The organism is Casimicrobium huifangae (assembly GCF_009746125.1).
Lineage (GTDB): Bacteria > Pseudomonadota > Gammaproteobacteria > Burkholderiales > Casimicrobiaceae > Casimicrobium > Casimicrobium huifangae.
Genome location: NZ_CP041352.1, coordinates 4,184,076 through 4,201,018 on the forward strand (window position 1 = coordinate 4,184,076; position 16,943 = coordinate 4,201,018).

17 protein-coding genes, 1 pseudogene and 2 riboswitches are annotated in these 16,943 nt (G+C 63.1%); of the genes and pseudogenes, 5 read left to right on the plus strand and 13 right to left on the minus strand.

Annotation, left to right across the window (positions count from 1 at the left end; genetic code table 11):
- Positions 1–108: 108 nt before the first annotated feature.
- Together gcvT and FKL89_RS18935 are read right to left on the minus strand one after the other, a co-directional pair.
- Entirely contained in the window at positions 109–1,239 is a 1,131-nt protein-coding gene (gene gcvT / locus FKL89_RS18930; protein WP_156864274.1) for a glycine cleavage system aminomethyltransferase GcvT, read from the minus strand.
- Positions 1,240–1,267: 28 nt separating this feature from the next.
- Positions 1,268–1,384: riboswitch (glycine riboswitch) on the minus strand.
- A gap of 18 nt (positions 1,385–1,402) precedes the next feature.
- Positions 1,403–1,499: riboswitch (glycine riboswitch) on the minus strand.
- A gap of 7 nt (positions 1,500–1,506) precedes the next feature.
- The gene (locus tag FKL89_RS18935) at positions 1,507–2,601 is read right to left on the minus strand and encodes a TRAP transporter substrate-binding protein (RefSeq protein ID WP_156864275.1); all 1,095 of its coding nucleotides are present in this window, start codon (positions 2,599–2,601) and stop codon (positions 1,507–1,509) included.
- 111 nt (positions 2,602–2,712) lie between these two features.
- Between FKL89_RS18935 and FKL89_RS18940 the strand changes: the two genes are divergently transcribed.
- The 3 genes from FKL89_RS18940 to FKL89_RS18950 all read left to right on the plus strand — a co-directional run bounded on the left by FKL89_RS18940 (position 2,713) and on the right by FKL89_RS18950 (position 4,389).
- Positions 2,713–3,216, plus strand: a complete 504-nt coding sequence (locus FKL89_RS18940) for a DUF1993 domain-containing protein (protein ID WP_156864276.1) — start codon at positions 2,713–2,715, stop codon at positions 3,214–3,216.
- 25 nt (positions 3,217–3,241) lie between these two features.
- The gene (locus FKL89_RS18945) at positions 3,242–3,667 is read left to right on the plus strand and encodes a DUF2147 domain-containing protein (protein WP_156864277.1); all 426 of its coding nucleotides are present in this window, start codon (positions 3,242–3,244) and stop codon (positions 3,665–3,667) included.
- 122 nt (positions 3,668–3,789) lie between these two features.
- On the plus strand, positions 3,790–4,389 hold the full coding sequence (locus tag FKL89_RS18950; protein WP_156864278.1) for a hypothetical protein: 600 nt from the start codon (positions 3,790–3,792) through the stop codon (positions 4,387–4,389).
- Between the two features lie 25 nt (positions 4,390–4,414).
- Here FKL89_RS18950 and FKL89_RS18955 read toward each other — a convergent pair whose 3' ends face one another.
- Positions 4,415–5,275: a polysaccharide deacetylase family protein gene (locus FKL89_RS18955; protein ID WP_156864279.1), complete on the minus strand. Its 861-nt coding sequence runs from the start codon at positions 5,273–5,275 to the stop codon at positions 4,415–4,417.
- A 26-nt stretch (positions 5,276–5,301) separates the two neighbouring features.
- On the opposite strand from FKL89_RS18955, the gene FKL89_RS18960 reads away from it, so the two are divergent.
- Positions 5,302–6,726, plus strand: coding sequence for an MBOAT family O-acyltransferase (locus FKL89_RS18960; RefSeq protein WP_156864280.1), 1,425 nt, complete (start codon positions 5,302–5,304; stop codon positions 6,724–6,726).
- A gap of 9 nt (positions 6,727–6,735) precedes the next feature.
- A complete protein-coding gene (locus tag FKL89_RS18965) occupies positions 6,736–7,734 on the plus strand; it encodes a hypothetical protein (protein ID WP_156864281.1) in 999 nt (332 codons plus the stop codon).
- 134 nt (positions 7,735–7,868) lie between these two features.
- On the opposite strand, the gene FKL89_RS18970 is transcribed toward FKL89_RS18965, so the two are convergent.
- The 10 genes and pseudogenes from FKL89_RS18970 to FKL89_RS19015 all read right to left on the minus strand — a co-directional run bounded on the left by FKL89_RS18970 (position 7,869) and on the right by FKL89_RS19015 (position 16,931).
- Positions 7,869–8,648 carry a cytidylate kinase family protein gene (locus FKL89_RS18970; protein WP_156864282.1) on the minus strand — a complete coding sequence of 260 codons (780 nt, stop codon included), beginning with the start codon at positions 8,646–8,648 and terminating at the stop codon, positions 7,869–7,871.
- A 119-nt stretch (positions 8,649–8,767) separates the two neighbouring features.
- A complete protein-coding gene (locus tag FKL89_RS18975; protein ID WP_156864283.1) occupies positions 8,768–9,637 on the minus strand; it encodes a hypothetical protein in 870 nt (289 codons plus the stop codon).
- A 157-nt stretch (positions 9,638–9,794) separates the two neighbouring features.
- Positions 9,795–11,114 (minus strand): tRNA uridine-5-carboxymethylaminomethyl(34) synthesis GTPase MnmE, encoded by a 1,320-nt coding sequence (gene mnmE, locus FKL89_RS18980; protein WP_156864284.1) that lies wholly within the window; start codon positions 11,112–11,114, stop codon positions 9,795–9,797.
- A gap of 138 nt (positions 11,115–11,252) precedes the next feature.
- Positions 11,253–12,962 carry a membrane protein insertase YidC gene (gene yidC / locus FKL89_RS18985; protein ID WP_156864285.1) on the minus strand — a complete coding sequence of 570 codons (1,710 nt, stop codon included), beginning with the start codon at positions 12,960–12,962 and terminating at the stop codon, positions 11,253–11,255.
- A pseudogene (yidD, locus tag FKL89_RS18990) lies at positions 12,944–13,203 on the minus strand (membrane protein insertion efficiency factor YidD). Before yidD ends, yidC begins: the two are co-directional and overlap by 19 nt.
- An 80-nt stretch (positions 13,204–13,283) precedes the next feature.
- Positions 13,284–13,739, minus strand: coding sequence for a ribonuclease P protein component (locus tag FKL89_RS18995; RefSeq protein WP_156864287.1), 456 nt, complete (start codon positions 13,737–13,739; stop codon positions 13,284–13,286).
- A gap of 38 nt (positions 13,740–13,777) precedes the next feature.
- On the minus strand, positions 13,778–13,912 hold the full coding sequence (gene rpmH / locus FKL89_RS19000) for a 50S ribosomal protein L34 (RefSeq protein ID WP_156864288.1): 135 nt from the start codon (positions 13,910–13,912) through the stop codon (positions 13,778–13,780).
- Positions 13,913–14,014: 102 nt separating this feature from the next.
- On the minus strand, positions 14,015–14,932 hold the full coding sequence (locus FKL89_RS19005) for a DMT family transporter (RefSeq protein WP_156864289.1): 918 nt from the start codon (positions 14,930–14,932) through the stop codon (positions 14,015–14,017).
- Complete coding sequence (locus FKL89_RS19010; RefSeq protein WP_156864290.1) at positions 14,929–15,411, minus strand: methylated-DNA--[protein]-cysteine S-methyltransferase; 483 nt, start codon at positions 15,409–15,411, stop codon at positions 14,929–14,931. Before FKL89_RS19010 ends, FKL89_RS19005 begins: the two co-directional genes overlap by 4 nt.
- Positions 15,408–16,931 carry an AlkA N-terminal domain-containing protein gene (locus tag FKL89_RS19015; RefSeq protein WP_156864291.1) on the minus strand — a complete coding sequence of 508 codons (1,524 nt, stop codon included), beginning with the start codon at positions 16,929–16,931 and terminating at the stop codon, positions 15,408–15,410. Before FKL89_RS19015 ends, FKL89_RS19010 begins: the two co-directional genes overlap by 4 nt.
- Positions 16,932–16,943 lie beyond the last annotated feature (12 nt).

Here is a 16,943-nt window from a genome sequence, read left to right on the forward strand (position 1 = left end):
AAGGACGAGTGACGAAACGCAAGCGCACGCCTCTCAAATACCTTCGAATCGTCGCTGGGTTATCTCTGGTTATCGTCATTCGTCATTGGTCATTCGTCCTCAAGCGCGTCAGCGCTTGTACCCATGCGGCGCAAAAGGCATCGCCACCACCGTCACCGGCGTCGGCGTGCCGCGCAGCATCGCGTTGATCTTGCTGCCGACTGCGGCGTGTGCGGCATCGACATAGGCCATGATGACCGGCCCGTTCACCGTGGGGCCGAAGCCGCCGCTGGTGACAACGCCTATCTTGTTGCCCGCAGCATCCTGCAGCTCCACGCCTTCACGGATCGGCGCGCGGCCTTCGGGTTTGAGGCCCACTCGCTTGCGCTTGACCTTTGTCGCGTCGTCGAGTTGACCGAGGATCACGCCCGCGCCCGGGAATCCGCCGGCGCGCTCGCCGCCGGTGCGACGCACCTTCTGCATTGCCCAGGTGAGCGAGGCTTCGACCGGCGTGGTCGTGGTGTCGAGGTCGTGGCCATAGAGGCAGAGGCCCGCTTCAAGGCGCAGCGAATCGCGGGCGCCGAGGCCGATTGGTTGCACATTTGGTTGCGCGAGCAAGGCCTTCGCCAGCGCTTCACACTGTGCCGCCGGCACGCTGATTTCAAAGCCGTCCTCACCGGTATAGCCCGAGCGCGTGACGAGGCAATCGATGCCAGCCAGATTCAAACGGCCACCGGCCATGAACGTCTGCGGCACTTCGCCGGCAGCGATGCCTTTCAACGCAGCCTCCGCGCCTGGCCCCTGCAGCGCCAGCAGCGCAAGGTCATCACGCACGCGGATGTCGCAGCGATTGCCAATATGCTTTTGCAGATGCGCAATATCCTGCGCCTTGCAGGCGGCATTCACCACCACGTGCAGATAGCTGCCGGTGTTGAAGATCATCAGATCATCAAGGATGCCGCCCTGCTCGTTGGTGAACAGCGCGTAACGCTGCTTGCCGGCCGCTATCCCGAGCACGTCCACCGGCACCAGTGTTTCCAGCGCTTTCGCGGCGTCCGGCCCGTGCAGCTCCACCTGCCCCATGTGCGAGACGTCGAACAACCCGGCGTGGGCGCGGGTGTGCAGATGCTCCTTGAGTACGCCAAGCAGATATTGCACCGGCATGTCGTAGCCAGCGAAGGGCACCATGCGGGCGCCGAGGCTCACATGCAGGTCGTACAGCGGGGTGCGGAGAAGTTTCTCTGAAACGGGCTCAGACATCGGGACGTGGCTCCTGAGTGGAAGGTAACGTCCCGGATCTGTCCTTTAGCCTGAGAGTTTCAACCGCCGGTTTTGCGGCGGTTTTGCCCCTTCGGCGGAGGCTCTCGCCAGTGTGTTGGCTGCCTCGCTCTCCAGATGTGCGGCAGCGATTCCTGCGAACCGACGCCGTGAATCAGTACGGTACCTGAGCGATCTTCCGGGGATTACGCCTACGGTAGCGCGAGAGCGGGTAGCCCGCGCGCTTCTCCTGATTCAAAACGCAGTTTATCAGCCTTCCGCGCGCCAGTTGCCGAGGAAATTGGTCATCGCCGCCTCGGCCGTCTTGTGCCATTCGTTGATCTCGCTGCGGAACCGTTTCCACGGGTCGTAAATCTTCTTGAATGCCGGGTTGCCAGCGGCCTCGGCGTCGTAGATGGCAAAGGCGCCGCGATAGGCGGCAATCATGAAGTTGTTGGGGAACAATTGCACGCGTGTGCCGCTGCCGATCATGCGCTTGTAGGCGGCCGGGTTGCGGGTGTCGTAGGCAGCCATCATCCACTGATTGACCCAGCCGCTGGCGACGTTGACGGCCTCCTTGTAGGCGGCCGGCAGCCCGTCATAGGCGGCCTTGTTGACATACAGGCTCAGTGCCGCGGACGGCTCCCACCAGGCCGGGTAGTAATAAAAACGCGCCACCGCCGGCAAGCCGAGCTTGTCATCGTCGTACGGCCCGACCCACTCGCCGGCATCGATTTTTTTGTCCTTCAATGCGCCGGCGATTTCGCCGCCTGGCAGGGCCATGGGCTCGGCGCCGAGCCGCTTCCAGATTTCGCCACCGAAGCCGGGGATGCGAATCTTCAGGCCCTTGACGTCGTCAAGCGTGCGGATTTCCTTGTTGTACCAGCCACCCATCTGGGCGCCGGTGTTGCCCATCGGGAAGTTGACCATGTTGTACTGGGCGAAGAGTTCGCGCAGCAGCTCGAGCCCGCCGCCCTGATAGACCCAGGCGTTGTGCTGCCGCTGATTGAGGCCGAACGGCAGGGTGGTGTCGAAGGCGAGCGCCTTGTTGACGCTCAGGAAGTAGTAGCCCGCCGTATGCGCACATTCGACATTGGCGTTCTGCACGGCCTCGAACACCGTTTTTGCCGGCGCAATCGAGGCGTTGTCGACGATCGATACCTTGAACTTGCCGCCCGTCACCGCATCAACAATGCGGGCGAACTGTTCGGCGCCACCGTAGATGGTGTCGAGTGACTTCGGAAAGCTCGACGCCAGGCGCCAGTTGACGGCCGGCAGGTTCTGCGCTGCGGCGGTGACCGATGCCAGGCCAGCCAGCGCGCCGGCGGCACCAATGCCCCCGGACAGGAAATCGCGACGCTCCATGATTGCTCCTCCATGCCCCGTGCGCAACATCGCGTTCGAAACGGTTGCGGAGCGCGGATGCGCACCTACAATCGCTGACGCTTTACCCCCTCGTTGCGCAAAGGATTTGTTGTGACTATTTCGATGTACGCCCTCTCGGTGCCGGTGTTTGATCGCTATCTCGGCAACCTGATCAACATTCTCGACAAGGGCGCGGCCTATGCTGCAGAGCGGAAGATAGACGACACGGTGCTCACCGGCATGCGGATTTACCCCGACATGTTTCCGATGTTGCGCCAGATCATGATCGCGGCAGATTTCGCCAAGGGCGCGTCGGCGCGACTGGCCGGCGTCGAAGTGCCGAAATACGAAGATTCCGAGAAGACCTTTGCCGAGCTCAAGGCGCGTTGCCAGAAGACGCGCGACTTCCTCGCCACACTCAAGCCGGAGCAGTTTGATGGCGCCGAGAACCGCACCATCAACATCACCATTGCCGGCGCGCCGGCCGAATTCGTCGGGCTGCCGTACCTGACCGGTTTTGCGTTGCCCAACTTCTACTTCCACGCCACTACGGCGTACAACCTGCTGCGCCAGGCCGGCGTGCCGCTGGGCAAGCGCGACTTCATCGGCGGCTAAGCCCGCCCCGGATCAAGGAGGACGCATGAAACTGTTTTTCGCACTGATTGGTCTGCTCGCCGCGGCAACTGTGGCAGCCCAGACGCCCACCGGCGCCTGGAAGACCGTGGACGATGCCACCGGCAAGGAGAAGGCGGTGATCCGCATCACCGAGGCCAATGGCGTATTCACCGGCAAGATCGAAAAATTGCTCGACCCGGCCAAGCAGGACTCGAAGTGCGACGAGTGCACGGACGACCGCAAGGGCAAGCCGGTAGTCGGGCTCACCATCATGCGTAACGTCAAGAAAGGCGAAGGCCACTGGGAGGGCGGCGACATCCTCGACGCCGCCAACGGCAAGGTGTACCGGGTTCGCCTCAGTCTCAGCGCCGACAACAAAAAGCTGGAAGTGCGGGGCTACATGGGCACGCCACTGTTCGGGCGGACGCAAACGTGGACGCGAATGGAGTAGCAGCTTTTTGGGCGAATCCGCAACTGCGTTGGGCTAAGGCGGTCATTTCATCAAATGTCGATAATTGGTCTTTTTGCCATCTGCGCCCGCACCGAATGGGCATTTCAGCGAAAAGCTGATCAATGCTGAAGCAACTCGCCAACTGGTGGAAGCGGCGCGGCGGTAGCGAAAAAGCGACCGCCGAAGACACGCCAGACCCAGCCCAGATCGCCGCCATCGAGCAGGCGCGTGCCGCCATGCGCGACCGCCCGGCGCTCGACGGGACCATCCGCATCGTCGAAATTGACGATCCGGCCATCGCCGCCCAACTGTTCCGCCGCAAATTCGGCCAGGAGATTCCGCAGTTCCCGCGCCATTTCGTCGCTTTGGCCGGTGACGTCTGCGCTGGCTACGTGCACTACACCGCATGGCAGGGTGACTATCTCTGCGGCGGGCTCTGCACCGACGATCGCGTGTATCGCGCGCTGTCGCCGCTGCAGCGTGCGTGGGTGCGCGAGCGTGGCGGTATCGCCGAGATCATGATGCGCCACGCTCACGCTGCGCTCGCCGATGGCGCCACCATCTGGGGCTACATCGGTGACAAGCAGGCGGAGGCGGTGGATCGCCGCGTCGGCTTTGAGAAAGTCGCTGAGCCCTATCTGTTCGCCATCTGGCAAAAGCCGATCAGTGCAGAAGGCAAGCAGCGCCGCATTGCCGAGGCGATGAAGCTCGGGCCCTTCTGAGCCGAGCTGCGCCGAGGCCCTGTAGTCAGCAGGCGCCGTCAAGCAACGCCAGCAGGCTGTCGCGGCTGTTCCAGTCTGGCCCGAAGACAAATCGCGGCAAATACCAGCGATCGCTGTCGCGCGTGAGGTAGTCGCTCTGGCCGCCGAACGCGGCGATGGTGCCGAGCGGCTCGGCGACGGTGGGCATGTAGCGATAGCGCATGTACCCCGACGCCTGCGTCCACGGGTAGGCAAACAGCGACGGCCGCCGGCCCGCGCGCGAATCGATGTAATTCGCTGCGGCCCGCACATGCATGTCGCACTCGGCGAAGGTATCAATCGCAAAAAAATCGCCGCTGCGCTGCTCGCGCTGCACCACCGGCGACACGGTGGGGTGATTGTGGTCCCAGCCGTGGCTTTCGATCGGCATCAGGCCGCTGGCGTTCGCCGCCTGCCACCAGTCATCGTTCAGCGCGCCCTGCCCGGCCATCGCACCGAGGTCGATCTGGCGCCGCGCGGACGGACTGGCGATGACAAAACTGGTGAGCGAAAGCGCCGGCTGCTGCCCTGGCCGTTCGCGCTGAAAGCTGCGTATCGATTCGGCAAAACTGGTCTGCGCGCCGTGCTCGGGATGGATGACATTGCGCCAGTCGTAGTCGGTGCCGTCGTCACACGACAGCGCCACTACGGGTCGCGCACCACCGGCGAGATCAGCGAAGTCATTGCGCTCGCCGCGCACCCAGCGCGCCACCTCGACCAGCGGCACCACCGCAAAACCGGCGTCATCGATCACGCGCAGATCAGCGGCGAATGCGATCAGGTCGTTGTTGTCATAGCGGTCGCCGAAGACGTTGTAGCCGTGCCAGGTGAGCACCGGAATGCGCTGTTGCGGGCGGGAGCTGGGCATGCGCTCTACATTAGCATTGAGTCGCAATGACCTTCGACTCCCTCACCTTCGCCGTCTTTCTGGCGATCGTCTTCCCCGTCTATGTTCTGCTGCGTTCGTGGAACGGACGCAAGAACCTGCTGCTCGCCGCGAGCTGCGTGTTCTACGGCTCGTGGAACCCGTTTTTCCTGATTCTGCTGGCCTTCACCACGGTGTTCGACTGGTGGGCGGCGCAACGCATCCATGCGGCGACAAGCGACACCACGCGGCGACGCTGGTTCTGGGCATCGATCATCGCGAGCCTGTCGCTGCTCGGCTATTTCAAGTACGCGCAATTCTTTGCCAACACCGCAATCGAGTGGCTGGCGCTCATCGGCGTTACCTACAAGCCCATCGACCTCGGCATCGTGCTGCCGCTCGGCATCTCGTTCTATACGTTTGAGTCGATCTCCTACATCGTCGACGTTTACAAGAAGCGCATCACGCCCACCAAAAATCTGCGTGACTATGGGCTGTTCATGACCTTCTTCCCGCATCTGGTGGCGGGGCCGATCATGCGTTTTGGCGACTTTAACGCGCAGACGACGACGCCGAGAACGGTCACCGCCGATGCCGTGGCCACCGGGGCCTTCATGCTGGTGGGTGGCCTGTTCCTGAAGATCGTCGGCGCGGATCAGGTGTTCGCGCCGGTGTCCGACATCGTCTTTGCGCCGGACTACAAGGCTGGCTTCGTCGCCGCATGGGCAGGTGCCTTCTCGTTCTCGATGCAGGTGTATTGCGATTTCGCCGGCTACTCACTGGCGGCGCTCGGCATCGCCAAAATGTTCGGCTTTCACCTGCCGCCGAACTTCGAGGCACCGTTTGCCTCGGTCGGCATTGCCGAGCTGTGGACGCGCTGGCACATTTCGCTCTCGAACTGGCTGCGCGACTATGTGTTCAACCCGCTCGGGCATTACCGCAAGGGCCGATTGCGGGGCTACCTGAACGTGATGATCACCTTCACCGCCTGCGGCTTCTGGCACGGCGCCGCGTGGCACTTTGTGGTGTGGGGCGCAATGCACGGCGCATTCCTCGTCGGCGAACGCATCCTGAAGGATTCCATTGGCGACTGGAAGTTGTGGGACGCAAAGCCGGTGCGCTGGCTGCTGGCGCTGCTCACCTTCGCGCTCTTCTCTTGGGCGGTGGTCTACTTCCGCGCGCCGACGATCGCACTGGCGTGGGATCGCACCCTCGCGATGTTCGGTTTCGCCGCGAAGGACGCTGCCACGCTCGCCTGGAATGGCGAGGTGTGGGTATTCGTCGTCGCCCTCGTCGTGGGTCTCGCGGTGCAAGCCTGGCTGAAGCCGCGCAAGGGTTGGGACTGGCTGCCCGCGCTGGCATGGCCCTGGCGCGTAGCGTTGCTGTCGCTGATGTCGCTGGCGATCATCCTGTCGCCGGGCAAGACCAATGCCTTCATCTACTTTCAGTTTTAGGAGAGCGCCGTGAGCAACCCACGCTGGCTCCTGACCTGGCTGTTGGCCGCAGCAATCACGCTTGGCGGCTGGTTCGCGTTTGAGAAGTACTGGCGCACGCAGGGCTACGCGCCGACAGTGATGGACAGTCTCGACCTCTGGTCGCAGCATCGCGCCCGCGCCGTGAAACCGGCGCCACCGCAACGCATCGCGCTGCTGGGTGCGTCGCGCATCCAGTACGGTTTTTCGCCGGCAGTGTTCCGCGACGAGGCGTTCAAGATGGGGCTCAACGTGGACCCCATCATGCTCGCCGTCAACGGGCATTACCCGCTCGCCGCGCTGCGTGATCTGGCTGACGACCCGAAGTTCACCGGCACCGTCATCATCGGCTGCGATTCGCGCGGCATGGACCGCAAGGTGTGGGAGATGCAGGCAAAGCAGATCGCGCACTACCACCACGACTGGAGCCCCTCGCGCGAGGTGCACCGGCGCCTGCTCACCCGCGTGCAGGAGCACGCGATTGCGGCGCGACCGGACTTCGCCTTCGTCACGTTGATCAAGCGCTATATCGACGGCCACGGTGCGCCGTACAAGGAATACGTGACCTTCGAGCGCGACCGCGCCGGTGGCACCGATTACGTGAAGAGCGACATCAATGCCATCCGCAACGCCCGCGTGGCGGACCTGCGCAAGTACTACCCCATGTACACGCCACCGACGCCGGATGTCTGGCTGAACGAAATGCGTGAGGTGGCGCGCTGGGTGGAACGCATCAACGCGCGTGGCGGCAAGGTGGTGTTCTACCGAGAGCCGGTCTCGGGCGAACACATCGAGCTCGACGAGCAGAATTTTCCGCGCGGGAAGTATTGGGACAAACTGGTCGCCATCATGCCGGCCACGATGATCGACTTCCGCGACTATCCGCCGCTCAACATCGACACGCCGGACACATCGCACATTGACATCAAGGACATCGACCGTCACACCCGTGCCTTCGTGCAGGTGCTGCGGCAGTTGAAGGTTCTGTAGCCAACGGTGCTCGATGGACAAATGCCTTGACGCGCTTCGCTTCTCACGGCTACAAGCCTGAACGATGCGCGGCGCCGCGACGTAGCCCGGAGAAGCGAAGCGCGTCCGGGTTCCCGCTCGTACGGCTTCGGCGGCTACGTCAGGCTGGCCGGCAACAACGCCACGCCCTGCGCCAGCGCCTTCGCAATCGCCTCACGCCCTGAAACGACAACGAACTGGCCATCGGTCGCCTGCAACGTGACTGGCGCAGCATCGCCTCGCCCGCCCGCGCCAGCCAACGCATCCGCCATCGCCGCCAGTCGCTGCGGGCACATCCACACCTGCGCATGTGCCTGCCCGCGATTGCGCGCGGCGAACGCCTGTTCGATGGTGGCGGCCACTGTCTCCGGCGCCACGTAAGACGTATCAACAATCAGATCGTAGTTGCGATAGTCGCGCAGCTCAATGCCATACAGCGCACGGAAGCGCGTCGTCTCCAGCTGCGTGCGGCTGCGGTTGTTCTCCACCGCATGCTCCAGCGAATGATGGTGCTCCTCGCTGCGCGACGCGCCGAACACGCGCTCGGCGCCGACCAGCGGGTCCACTGATAGGAACACTTTGAACGCCGGTGGGATGAAATGCCACGCCAGGCGCGAGTCGACAATGATGTGATCGCGCGTTTCGCCCAGCATCTTGGTGTAAGCGTCGATGCGGTCGTCCACGCTGCGGTCCTTCGCCGACTGCTCGTTCAGCTGCAACGTGGTCAGCCCCATGCTCGTCGCGATCTCGCGTTGCATGCCACCGGCCGAAATGATCGGATAACCCAGCGAAGCGGAAAGAATACGCGCCACCGACGACTTGCCGCCGCCGATATCCCCCGACAATGTGACGATTTCCTTCACGTAAGCAGGCGCACCTTGGCGCGAGAAAGGCAATCCGGGATTTTAGGGGGTGGCGATTGCCGCGCTGGCCTACCCGATCGCCGTAGGCTGGGTTGAAAACCCAGCGCTCATATCGAATCAGCCGACGCTGGGTCATGACCCAGCCTACCGACCTAGCGCTCGGTCCTGCGCAGCGACAGAGCAATGAGTCTGAGCGCACTGAAGGCAGCAGACATCGCCAGAGTAAATCGCCCATCACTATCGCATCCGTGTTCAAAGTAGAAACGAAAGCCTGGTAGCAAGCGATCAAATGTCGTGTTAACTACAACACTACGATTGCTGACCTGTACACTCGTCTGAGCCTGTTTGATCACCGGCCGGAGTAATAGGGGCAGATCCCCGCTCGATGAAAAAGTGTATGGATCATCCCAGTGAACTTGCAAGGCGAAATCATCGCTGATGGCCAACTCAACAACGAAGCAAGCCCGTCGCCCCTTTGTAGTTGACACCTGCAACTCGGGGAAATAGCTCGCCAACCGCTCTAAACGACGCAACATTGCTGCAGGAGTCAGCTTCGCGTCGCGATTACAACTACGGCACTCACAGATCAGGTCGACCTCCGCATCGCGCTGACGCCGAACATCAGCCAGATGACGCCGCCACGCGTTCGTGTCCTTCACCGGCTGTGCTAGGTAGATGGCGGCATTTGGATCTACTGTTTCACTAATCCGCGAGAAATCGCCGGTTGTGGACGCGCTTAATTGGCCGAATTCACGGACAAGGCGGTCTACATAGTCAGACCGTTGATCATCGGGAAGGTCGTTTCGCCCTGTGGGCCAGTGTGAACCACTGTTTGAGCGAAGGGCGAACCATTCGCGTTCGCGCAGGGAAGCAAACTCTATGTAGCACCGCTCCCACTCCTTGTTTCGAGGCCTCAGCGAATCAACATACGCAGCCGTCATTGTGTGCAGCTTGAAGCCGGCGTGGTCCAGCATCTTGCTTGCGACAGGCATTACTTCTGCAAGGGCGAACAAATTCTGCAAGTAGCTTGTAGTCATCTCGCTTGCGCAGCCTATTCACAGAAAGTCTTTAGTTGAAATCTGCCGTCGAACCTTCGGCAACTGGCCATCTGCATCATGCCATCACCGCTACGCTTGGTGCAACGATGTCCGCAGCAAAGGCCGCAGACAACTTCCCCGCTCACTTGCCAATACAAAACCGACTAAAGATTTCACCAAGCAAGTCATCCGCTGTGAATTCGCCCGTGATGGCGCCCAGCGCTTCATGCGCAAGGCGAAGCTCTTCGGCGAACAGTTCCAGCGCAACGTGATCGAGGTGCTGGGCAGCAGCGTCAATATGGGTGAGTGCTTTGCGCAGCGCGTCGACATGCCGCTCGCGGGCCATGAAGTGGCCTTCCTCACGGTAGTTGAAGCCGACAGCGTCGGCGATGGCATCGGTCAGCAGATCAAGCCCGGTGCCGGTTTTGGCGGAGACCCAGAGGCCTTGCTCGTCGCTGCGCGCGCCCTCACCCGCGAGGTCCACCTTGTTGTGCACGATCAGGCGCGGCAGCGTGGCGGGCAGCTCGGCGAGCAGCGTGGATGACACGGCTTGCGAGGCCTGCACCAGCACCAGCGCCAGGTCGGCGTCGCGGATCGCGGCGCGGGTGCGCTCAATGCCCATGGCCTCCACCGGGTCAGTGGTGTCGCGCAGCCCTGCGGTGTCGATCACTTCGGCTGGCAGGCCGTTGATGCTGATGCGCGAGCGCACGGTGTCGCGCGTGGTGCCGGCGATGGGGGTGACGATGGCGATGTCGTCGCCGGCCAGTGCGTTGAGCAGGCTGGATTTGCCGACGTTGGGCTCGCCCGCGAGCACGATGCGGATGCCGTCATGCAGCAGTTGCCCGCGTGTAGCCTCGCTGATCACCTGCAGTAGTGCTTCGCGCGTGGCGGCGAGCTTGTCGCGTGCACGCTCGGCTTCGATGAATTCGACGTCTTCTTCGGGGAAGTCGAGCGTGGCCTCGACGAACATGCGCAGGTGGATCAGCCGATCCTGCAGCGTGCGGATGCGGCTGGAGAATTCACCGGTGAGGGAGCGCACGGCGGCGCGGGCGGCGCTCTCAGTGGCGGCGTCGATCACGTCGGCCACGGCCTCGGCCTGCGCGAGATCGAGTTTTCCGTTCAGGTAGGCGCGTCTGGTGAACTCGCCCGGCCCGGCGTGCCGTGCGCCGAGCTCAACGCAGCGGCGCACCAGCGCCTGCAACACGATGGGCGAGCCGTGGGCGTGCAGTTCGAGTACGTCCTCACCGGTGAACGATGCGGGCGCAGCGAAGAAGAGCGCGATGCCATCGTCGATGACCTCGTCAGCTGCGTCGCGGAAGCGTGTGTGTTGTGCGAGGCGCGGCGTGAGTGACTTGCCGCAGATGACCGCCGCCATCGCGGTGAGCGACTTGCCTGACACCCGCACGATGCCCACGCCACCGCGACCGGGCGGGGTGGCGATGGCGACGATGGTGTCTTGCATAAATGCCGCTTATGTCCTTATGCACGTAGGGCGGGCATTGCCCGCCTTGTCCACTCTCATGCCGCAGTCAGGAAGACAGCGCTTCGCCCGTGGCGCAAGGCGGGCAGTGCCCGCCCTACCCCCGAAGCGAGGATGTCGCTAGCGCTTGGCGGCCGCCGCAGCGGCGGCGTTGTCACGCTCCAGCATGCGGTTGATCTGCCACTGTTGCGCGATCTGCAGCAGGTTCGAGACTGTCCAGTAGAGCACCAGACCGGCCGGGAAGAACACGAACATCACGGCAAAGGCAACCGGCATGTACTGCAATACTTTTTGCTGGATCGGGTCCATGCCCGGTGCCGGCGGTTGCAGCTTGGATTGCGCGAATGCGGTGATGGCGTAGAGTGCCGGCAGCACAAAGAAGGGATCCGGTCCGGAGAGATCCTTGATCCAGCCGATCCACGGTGCGTGACGCAATTCAACCGCCGCAATCAGCACCCAGTAGAGGGCAATGAATACCGGGATTTGGATCACGATCGGCAGGCAGCCGCCGAGCGGGTTGATCTTCTCTTTCTTGTAGAGCTCCATCATCGCCTGATTGAGCTTGACGCGATCATCGGCGTAGCGGGTCTGCAGCTCTTTCATCTTGGGGCCGACCAGCTTCATCTTGCCCATGCTGCGCCCCGCAGCGGCATTGAGCGGGTAGAACACGGCCTTGATCAGGATGGTGAGCAACACAATCGCCCAGCCCCAGTTGGCCACCATGCTGTGGAACCAGCGCAGCAGCCAGAACATCGGCGCGGCGATGAAGGTGAACATGCCGTAGTCGACCACCAGATCGAGCCCGGTGGCGGCAGCCTTCAGGCGGTCCTGCTCCTGCGGCCCCATGTAGATGGGCACGCTGATCTTTCCGGTGGCGCCTGCGGCGATGTCGCCGACTGGCGTTTTCAGGCCAGCGCGATAGAGATCACCGTCTTCCTTGGTGGTGTAGTACTCGCGCTTGCTGCCAGCCTTGGGCAGCCAGGCGTTGACGAAATAGTGCTCGACCATGCCCACCCAGCCGTTGTCGGCGGCGGCGGTGTAAAGGCCTTTCTTGCCCTTTTCGATGTCCTTGAAGTCGATCTTTTTGTACTTGTCCTGCTCGGTATAAACCGCCGGCCCGTGGAAGATGCCGACCATGCCGTTTTCGCTGCCGGTGATCTTGGTGTCGCGATGCAGGTGGAAGTAGGCCGTCGGGCTCAGCGCAGCGCTGCCGCCATTGGTGATGTCGTAGGTCACGTCCACCACGTAGCTGCCACGCTTGAAGGTGTAGACCAGATCGGCCTTGCCGCCGCTGGCAACCGGCGCCGACAGACGCACTTCGAGCGACTCGGCGCTGCCAAGATCAGTACTGCTGCTGACCTTGCTGTAAACCGTGGTGTGATTGGGCAGACCGGCGCCGATCAGCCCGGATTGCGCAACATGGGTGCGGTCCTTGTTCTTTTGCAGCACCAGATACGGTTTCGACTTGTCGGCCGCGTCGCGATGCTCTTTCAGCGCAACTTCCTCAATCACGCCGCCCAGCGTGTTGATCTTCGCTTCAAACAGATCGGTCTTGACGGTGAACACTTCGCCTGCCGTCGCCGCCGGTGCGGCTGCGTTGGCAGCAGACGGTACAGCGCCGCTGGCGGCGGCTGCCGGCGCGGCGGTGGGCACTGACCCGTTGGTGCTGGTGGCTGCAGCCGGCGCGGCCGGCACATCGCTCTTGGCGTCGGCCGGTGCGGTGATCGGCGCTACCGGCTTCGGCGGTGCGTTCTCTTTCTGCCAGGCCTGGAACAGGAAGACGCCGGACATGGCGAAGATGACGAACAGGATCAGACGCTGGAAGTCCATCGTGGGCTTTCAGTTAGGGGTTGGAATTCGGTAAAGGGGAGGCATCGCCGACTACCGCAGTGGCAGTGGCAAATTTGCCATCGCGCGGCGGCACCGGGTCATACCCGCCTGCGTGCCACGGGTGGCACTTCGCGAGCCGGCGAGCGCCGAGGGCGCTGCCGCGAAGCACGCCGTATTCGGCAATCGCCTCGGCGGTGTATTCGGAGCAACTGGGAAAGAAGCGGCAGCGCGGGCCCAGCATGGGGCGCACGCCGTACTGGTAGGCCTTGATCAGGCCGAGCGCAAGCACACGACCGGGGCTGCGGTTGCTGGCGTCCTCAGTCACGGGCGCACCTCTGCAGGCGCGTTGCCAGCGGGCGCCTGGGTGCGGGCATGCTTACGGATGTCGTGATCAAGTGCCGCCGTCCACTCTGCAATGATTGCCTGTACATCTTTGGCCGAAACTGATGCACTCAAGCGGACAACGTATTGCGACGGCGGCAAACCGGACTGACGCTGGCGAAACTGCTCGCGGATGCGGCGCTTGACGGCATTGCGCAGCACGGCCGTGCGCGCGTTCTTCTTGCCGATCATCATGCCGAGACGCGGCCGCACGGGCGGCGGCGCTATGCTGGTCGCAGCGGCAATAGCTTCGCCACCGGGGCTTGCGCCGTCGGTTCGCCGGTAGACCCAGAGATAGCGCCCGCGCTGGGCGCGTGTTTTCAGCGCGCGAACGAAATCATCCGGCTCAAGAAGCCGGGCTGCACGCGGAAAGGCTGCTCCCGCGAGCGCGTCCACAACGGAACTTGCAATGAGGGCTTGCTGTGGCTGCGGTCTTAGGCCGACAGGACAGCGCGGCCCTTGGCGCGACGCGCGGAGATCACGCGGCGACCGCCCTTGGTGCTCATGCGGGCGCGGAAGCCGTGGTTGCGCTTGCGGCGGATAACGGAAGGCTGGAATGTACGTTTCATAGTGGTATGGGCGATTTCTGTGACGGCTCACCGCTGCCGGCCGGAAAACCGGGCCGAAACAGCACGTCGCCACTACGCATGAATTTGCGAAAAAGCCTTGAATTATAGCTTTTGTGCGGCTTTTCCCAAATCTTCCCGGTTTGTCCCCGGCAAACGCAGGATACCCAGCGTTAGCGCGGTTCCCAGCAACACAACGGCGCCGCCCGCCAGCATTGGGCCGGTCACGCCCTCGCCCAGCAGTGCTGCGCCCCAGCCAATGGCGAACACCGGGATCAGGAAGGTGACCGTCGAAGCTTTCTGCCCACCAACTCGGGAAATGAGCCTGAAATAAAGGATCAGCGCGAAAGCAGTCGCCAGCACCGCGAGCAGGATAGCGGCGATCCACGCCTTGAGTGATGGCGAAGCGGCAGGCCAATAGATCACGGCCAGGGGTAGCAACATCAGTGCGCCAGTCGTCTGGCTGCCAGCGGCGACGCCCAACGGAGAGACGGCGGCCAGCTTGCGCTTGGTGTAATGGGTGGAAATTCCGTACGCCAGCGTGGCGATCAGGCCGGCAACGACGGCGAGGCCGGAGCCACCGGGTTTGAAATCCACCTTGCCCCAGGTCAGGATCACCATGCCGAGCACACCCAGTGCCAGCCCGCACCATTGCGCGCGGCTCAGCCCGGACCGCAACCACAACACGCCGACCAGCGCCGTCCACAGCGGTGTGGAGGCGTTGATCAGCGCAGTAAACCCCGCCGTCAGTGACAGCGCGGCATAGGCAAACAGCGTAAACGGAATCAACGCATTGACAACACCAACGACCGTCAGCTCGCGCAGATGCGTGCGCACCGGACCCCACCCGGTTTCGCGACCGCGCGCAAGCAGCAGCGGCCACAGGCATAGGGCCGCGAGTCCCGAGCGCAAACCGATCAGCGCGAACGGCCCGAACTCCGGCACGGCCACCCGCATGAACAGGAACGATGCACCCCAGATGGCCGAGAGCAGCAGAAAGTCGATGGCGTCGCTGCGACTCACAGAATGCCTTCCAGCTTGAGCAGCAGCTCCTTGTTGTGCAGTCCGCCCGCGTACCCAGTGAGCGTGCCATTCGCACCGATCACACGGTGGCAGGGCACGATGATGCCGATCGGGTTTTTGCCATTCGCCGCGCCGACCGCGCGCACGGCGGCGGGCTGGCCGATCATCGCAGCCTGCTGGCCATAGGTACGCGTTTCACCGAACGGTATTTTGGTCAGCGCTGTCCACACGCGCTTCTGGAAATCAGTGCCTTTCGGCGCCAGCGGCACCGTGAATGCACGCAGGGTGCCGGCGAAGTAGGCATCAAGTTCCTTCCGCGCCAGCGCGAACACCGGCAGCGCGTCATCGCGTACCCAATCCTTGTGGGCCTCGGGCACGTATTTGCCCGCCGTCATGTGCAGGTCGGTCAGTGCTTTGCCGTCGGACATCATGAGCAGTTCGCCAGTCGGCGAGTTGTGCAGCGAGTAGTAGGTCGTCATGATTGGGGTTCCTTTGATGTTTCAGCGGAAGGCTTTTCCAGCCGCCGCCAGGTGTGCAGCACCGCGTAGCTGCGCCACGGTCGCCATGCTTCGGCAATGGCGTCGGCCTCGCGCTGGCCCTTTGCGGTGTTGGGCAAATTCATGGCGTTGAGCAGCGCCACGTCCTGCGGCGGCCAGGCGTCCGGCCAGGCCAGCGCCCGCATTGCGATGTAGTGCGCTGTCCACGGGCCGATACCCTTGATCGCGCACAGTGCCGCGATGGTTTGCGCCGGATCGGCGCCGCCGCCAAGCTGCAACTCACCATTGCTGACGGCGCGAGCAATTGCGATCATCGCTTCAGCACGAGCGCCGACGATGCCGAGACGACCGATGTCATCACGCGTGAGTTGCGCCACACGTGACGGCAGCGGGAACGCACGCGTCAACGAAGCAAACGGGCTGGTCACCGGTTCCCCAAAGGCATCAACGAAGCGCGTGGCCAGCGTGCGGGCCGCCTTCACCGTGACCTGCTGGCCGAGGATCGCACGCATCGCCAGCTCAAAACCGTCGAACGCGCCCGGTAGTCGCAGGCCATCCGCGCCATCGGCCAGCGCACCGAGCGCGACGGCGATCTCCGCCGGATCAGCCGCCACGTCGAACACCTGCTTGGTGCGCGACAGCACTTGCTGCGAGGACTTCGCCAGTACCGCCGAAAAGCGCAGCTGCAGCGCATTGCGGCGCGGCAGGTGCGTCACTTCCAGCCAGCCCGAAGTGACCGCATCGTCATCACTATCGGCATGCTGGCGATTGACGCGAATGACGCGCCGATAGGCGCCACCACCGTCCCCGTCAATCGACTCGACGCCAGGGATCGCGCGCATCGCAAAAAAAGCCAGCAGCCGCGACCAGTCATACGGCGGGCGATACGGCAGCACAAAGGTGAGGGCGTCGCTATCTACCATGTCCTCGCTGCGGCCTTCCTTGCGCAGGCGCGTCGGGCTGAAGCCGTAGCGCTCGGCGAACAAAGTGTTCATGCGTCGCACGCTGGAGAAGCCGCTGGCGAAGGCCACATCAACCACCGGCAGTGCGGTATCGGTCAGCAGGCGCTTGGCCAGCAGCAGGCGATGCGTCTGCGCGTATTGCACGGGTGACACACCAAACTCGTCGGAAAAAATGCGGCGCAGATGACGGTCTGTTACGCCGATGCGGTGCGCGATCTGTCTGAGATCAATGTCGTTCGCTACACCATCCTCGATCAGGCGCGCTGCGGTCCTTGCCAGCTTCGCGCTCGCCTCGGTCGCTGCGAACCCCGGTGCCAGTTCGGGACGGCACTTCAGGCAGGGCCGGAAGCCTGCTGCCTCCGCTGCCGCAGCACTCGGATGAAACGTGCAATTCTTCTGCTGCGGCATGCGCACGCGGCAGATCGGCCGGCAATAAATGCGGGTCGACGAAACGCCAACAAAAAAGCGCCCGTCGAAACGCGCGTCATGCGCCTTCATCGCCTGATAGCAGGCCTGTGCGGTGAGATGTCCGAATTGCATGGTGGCAGTTTA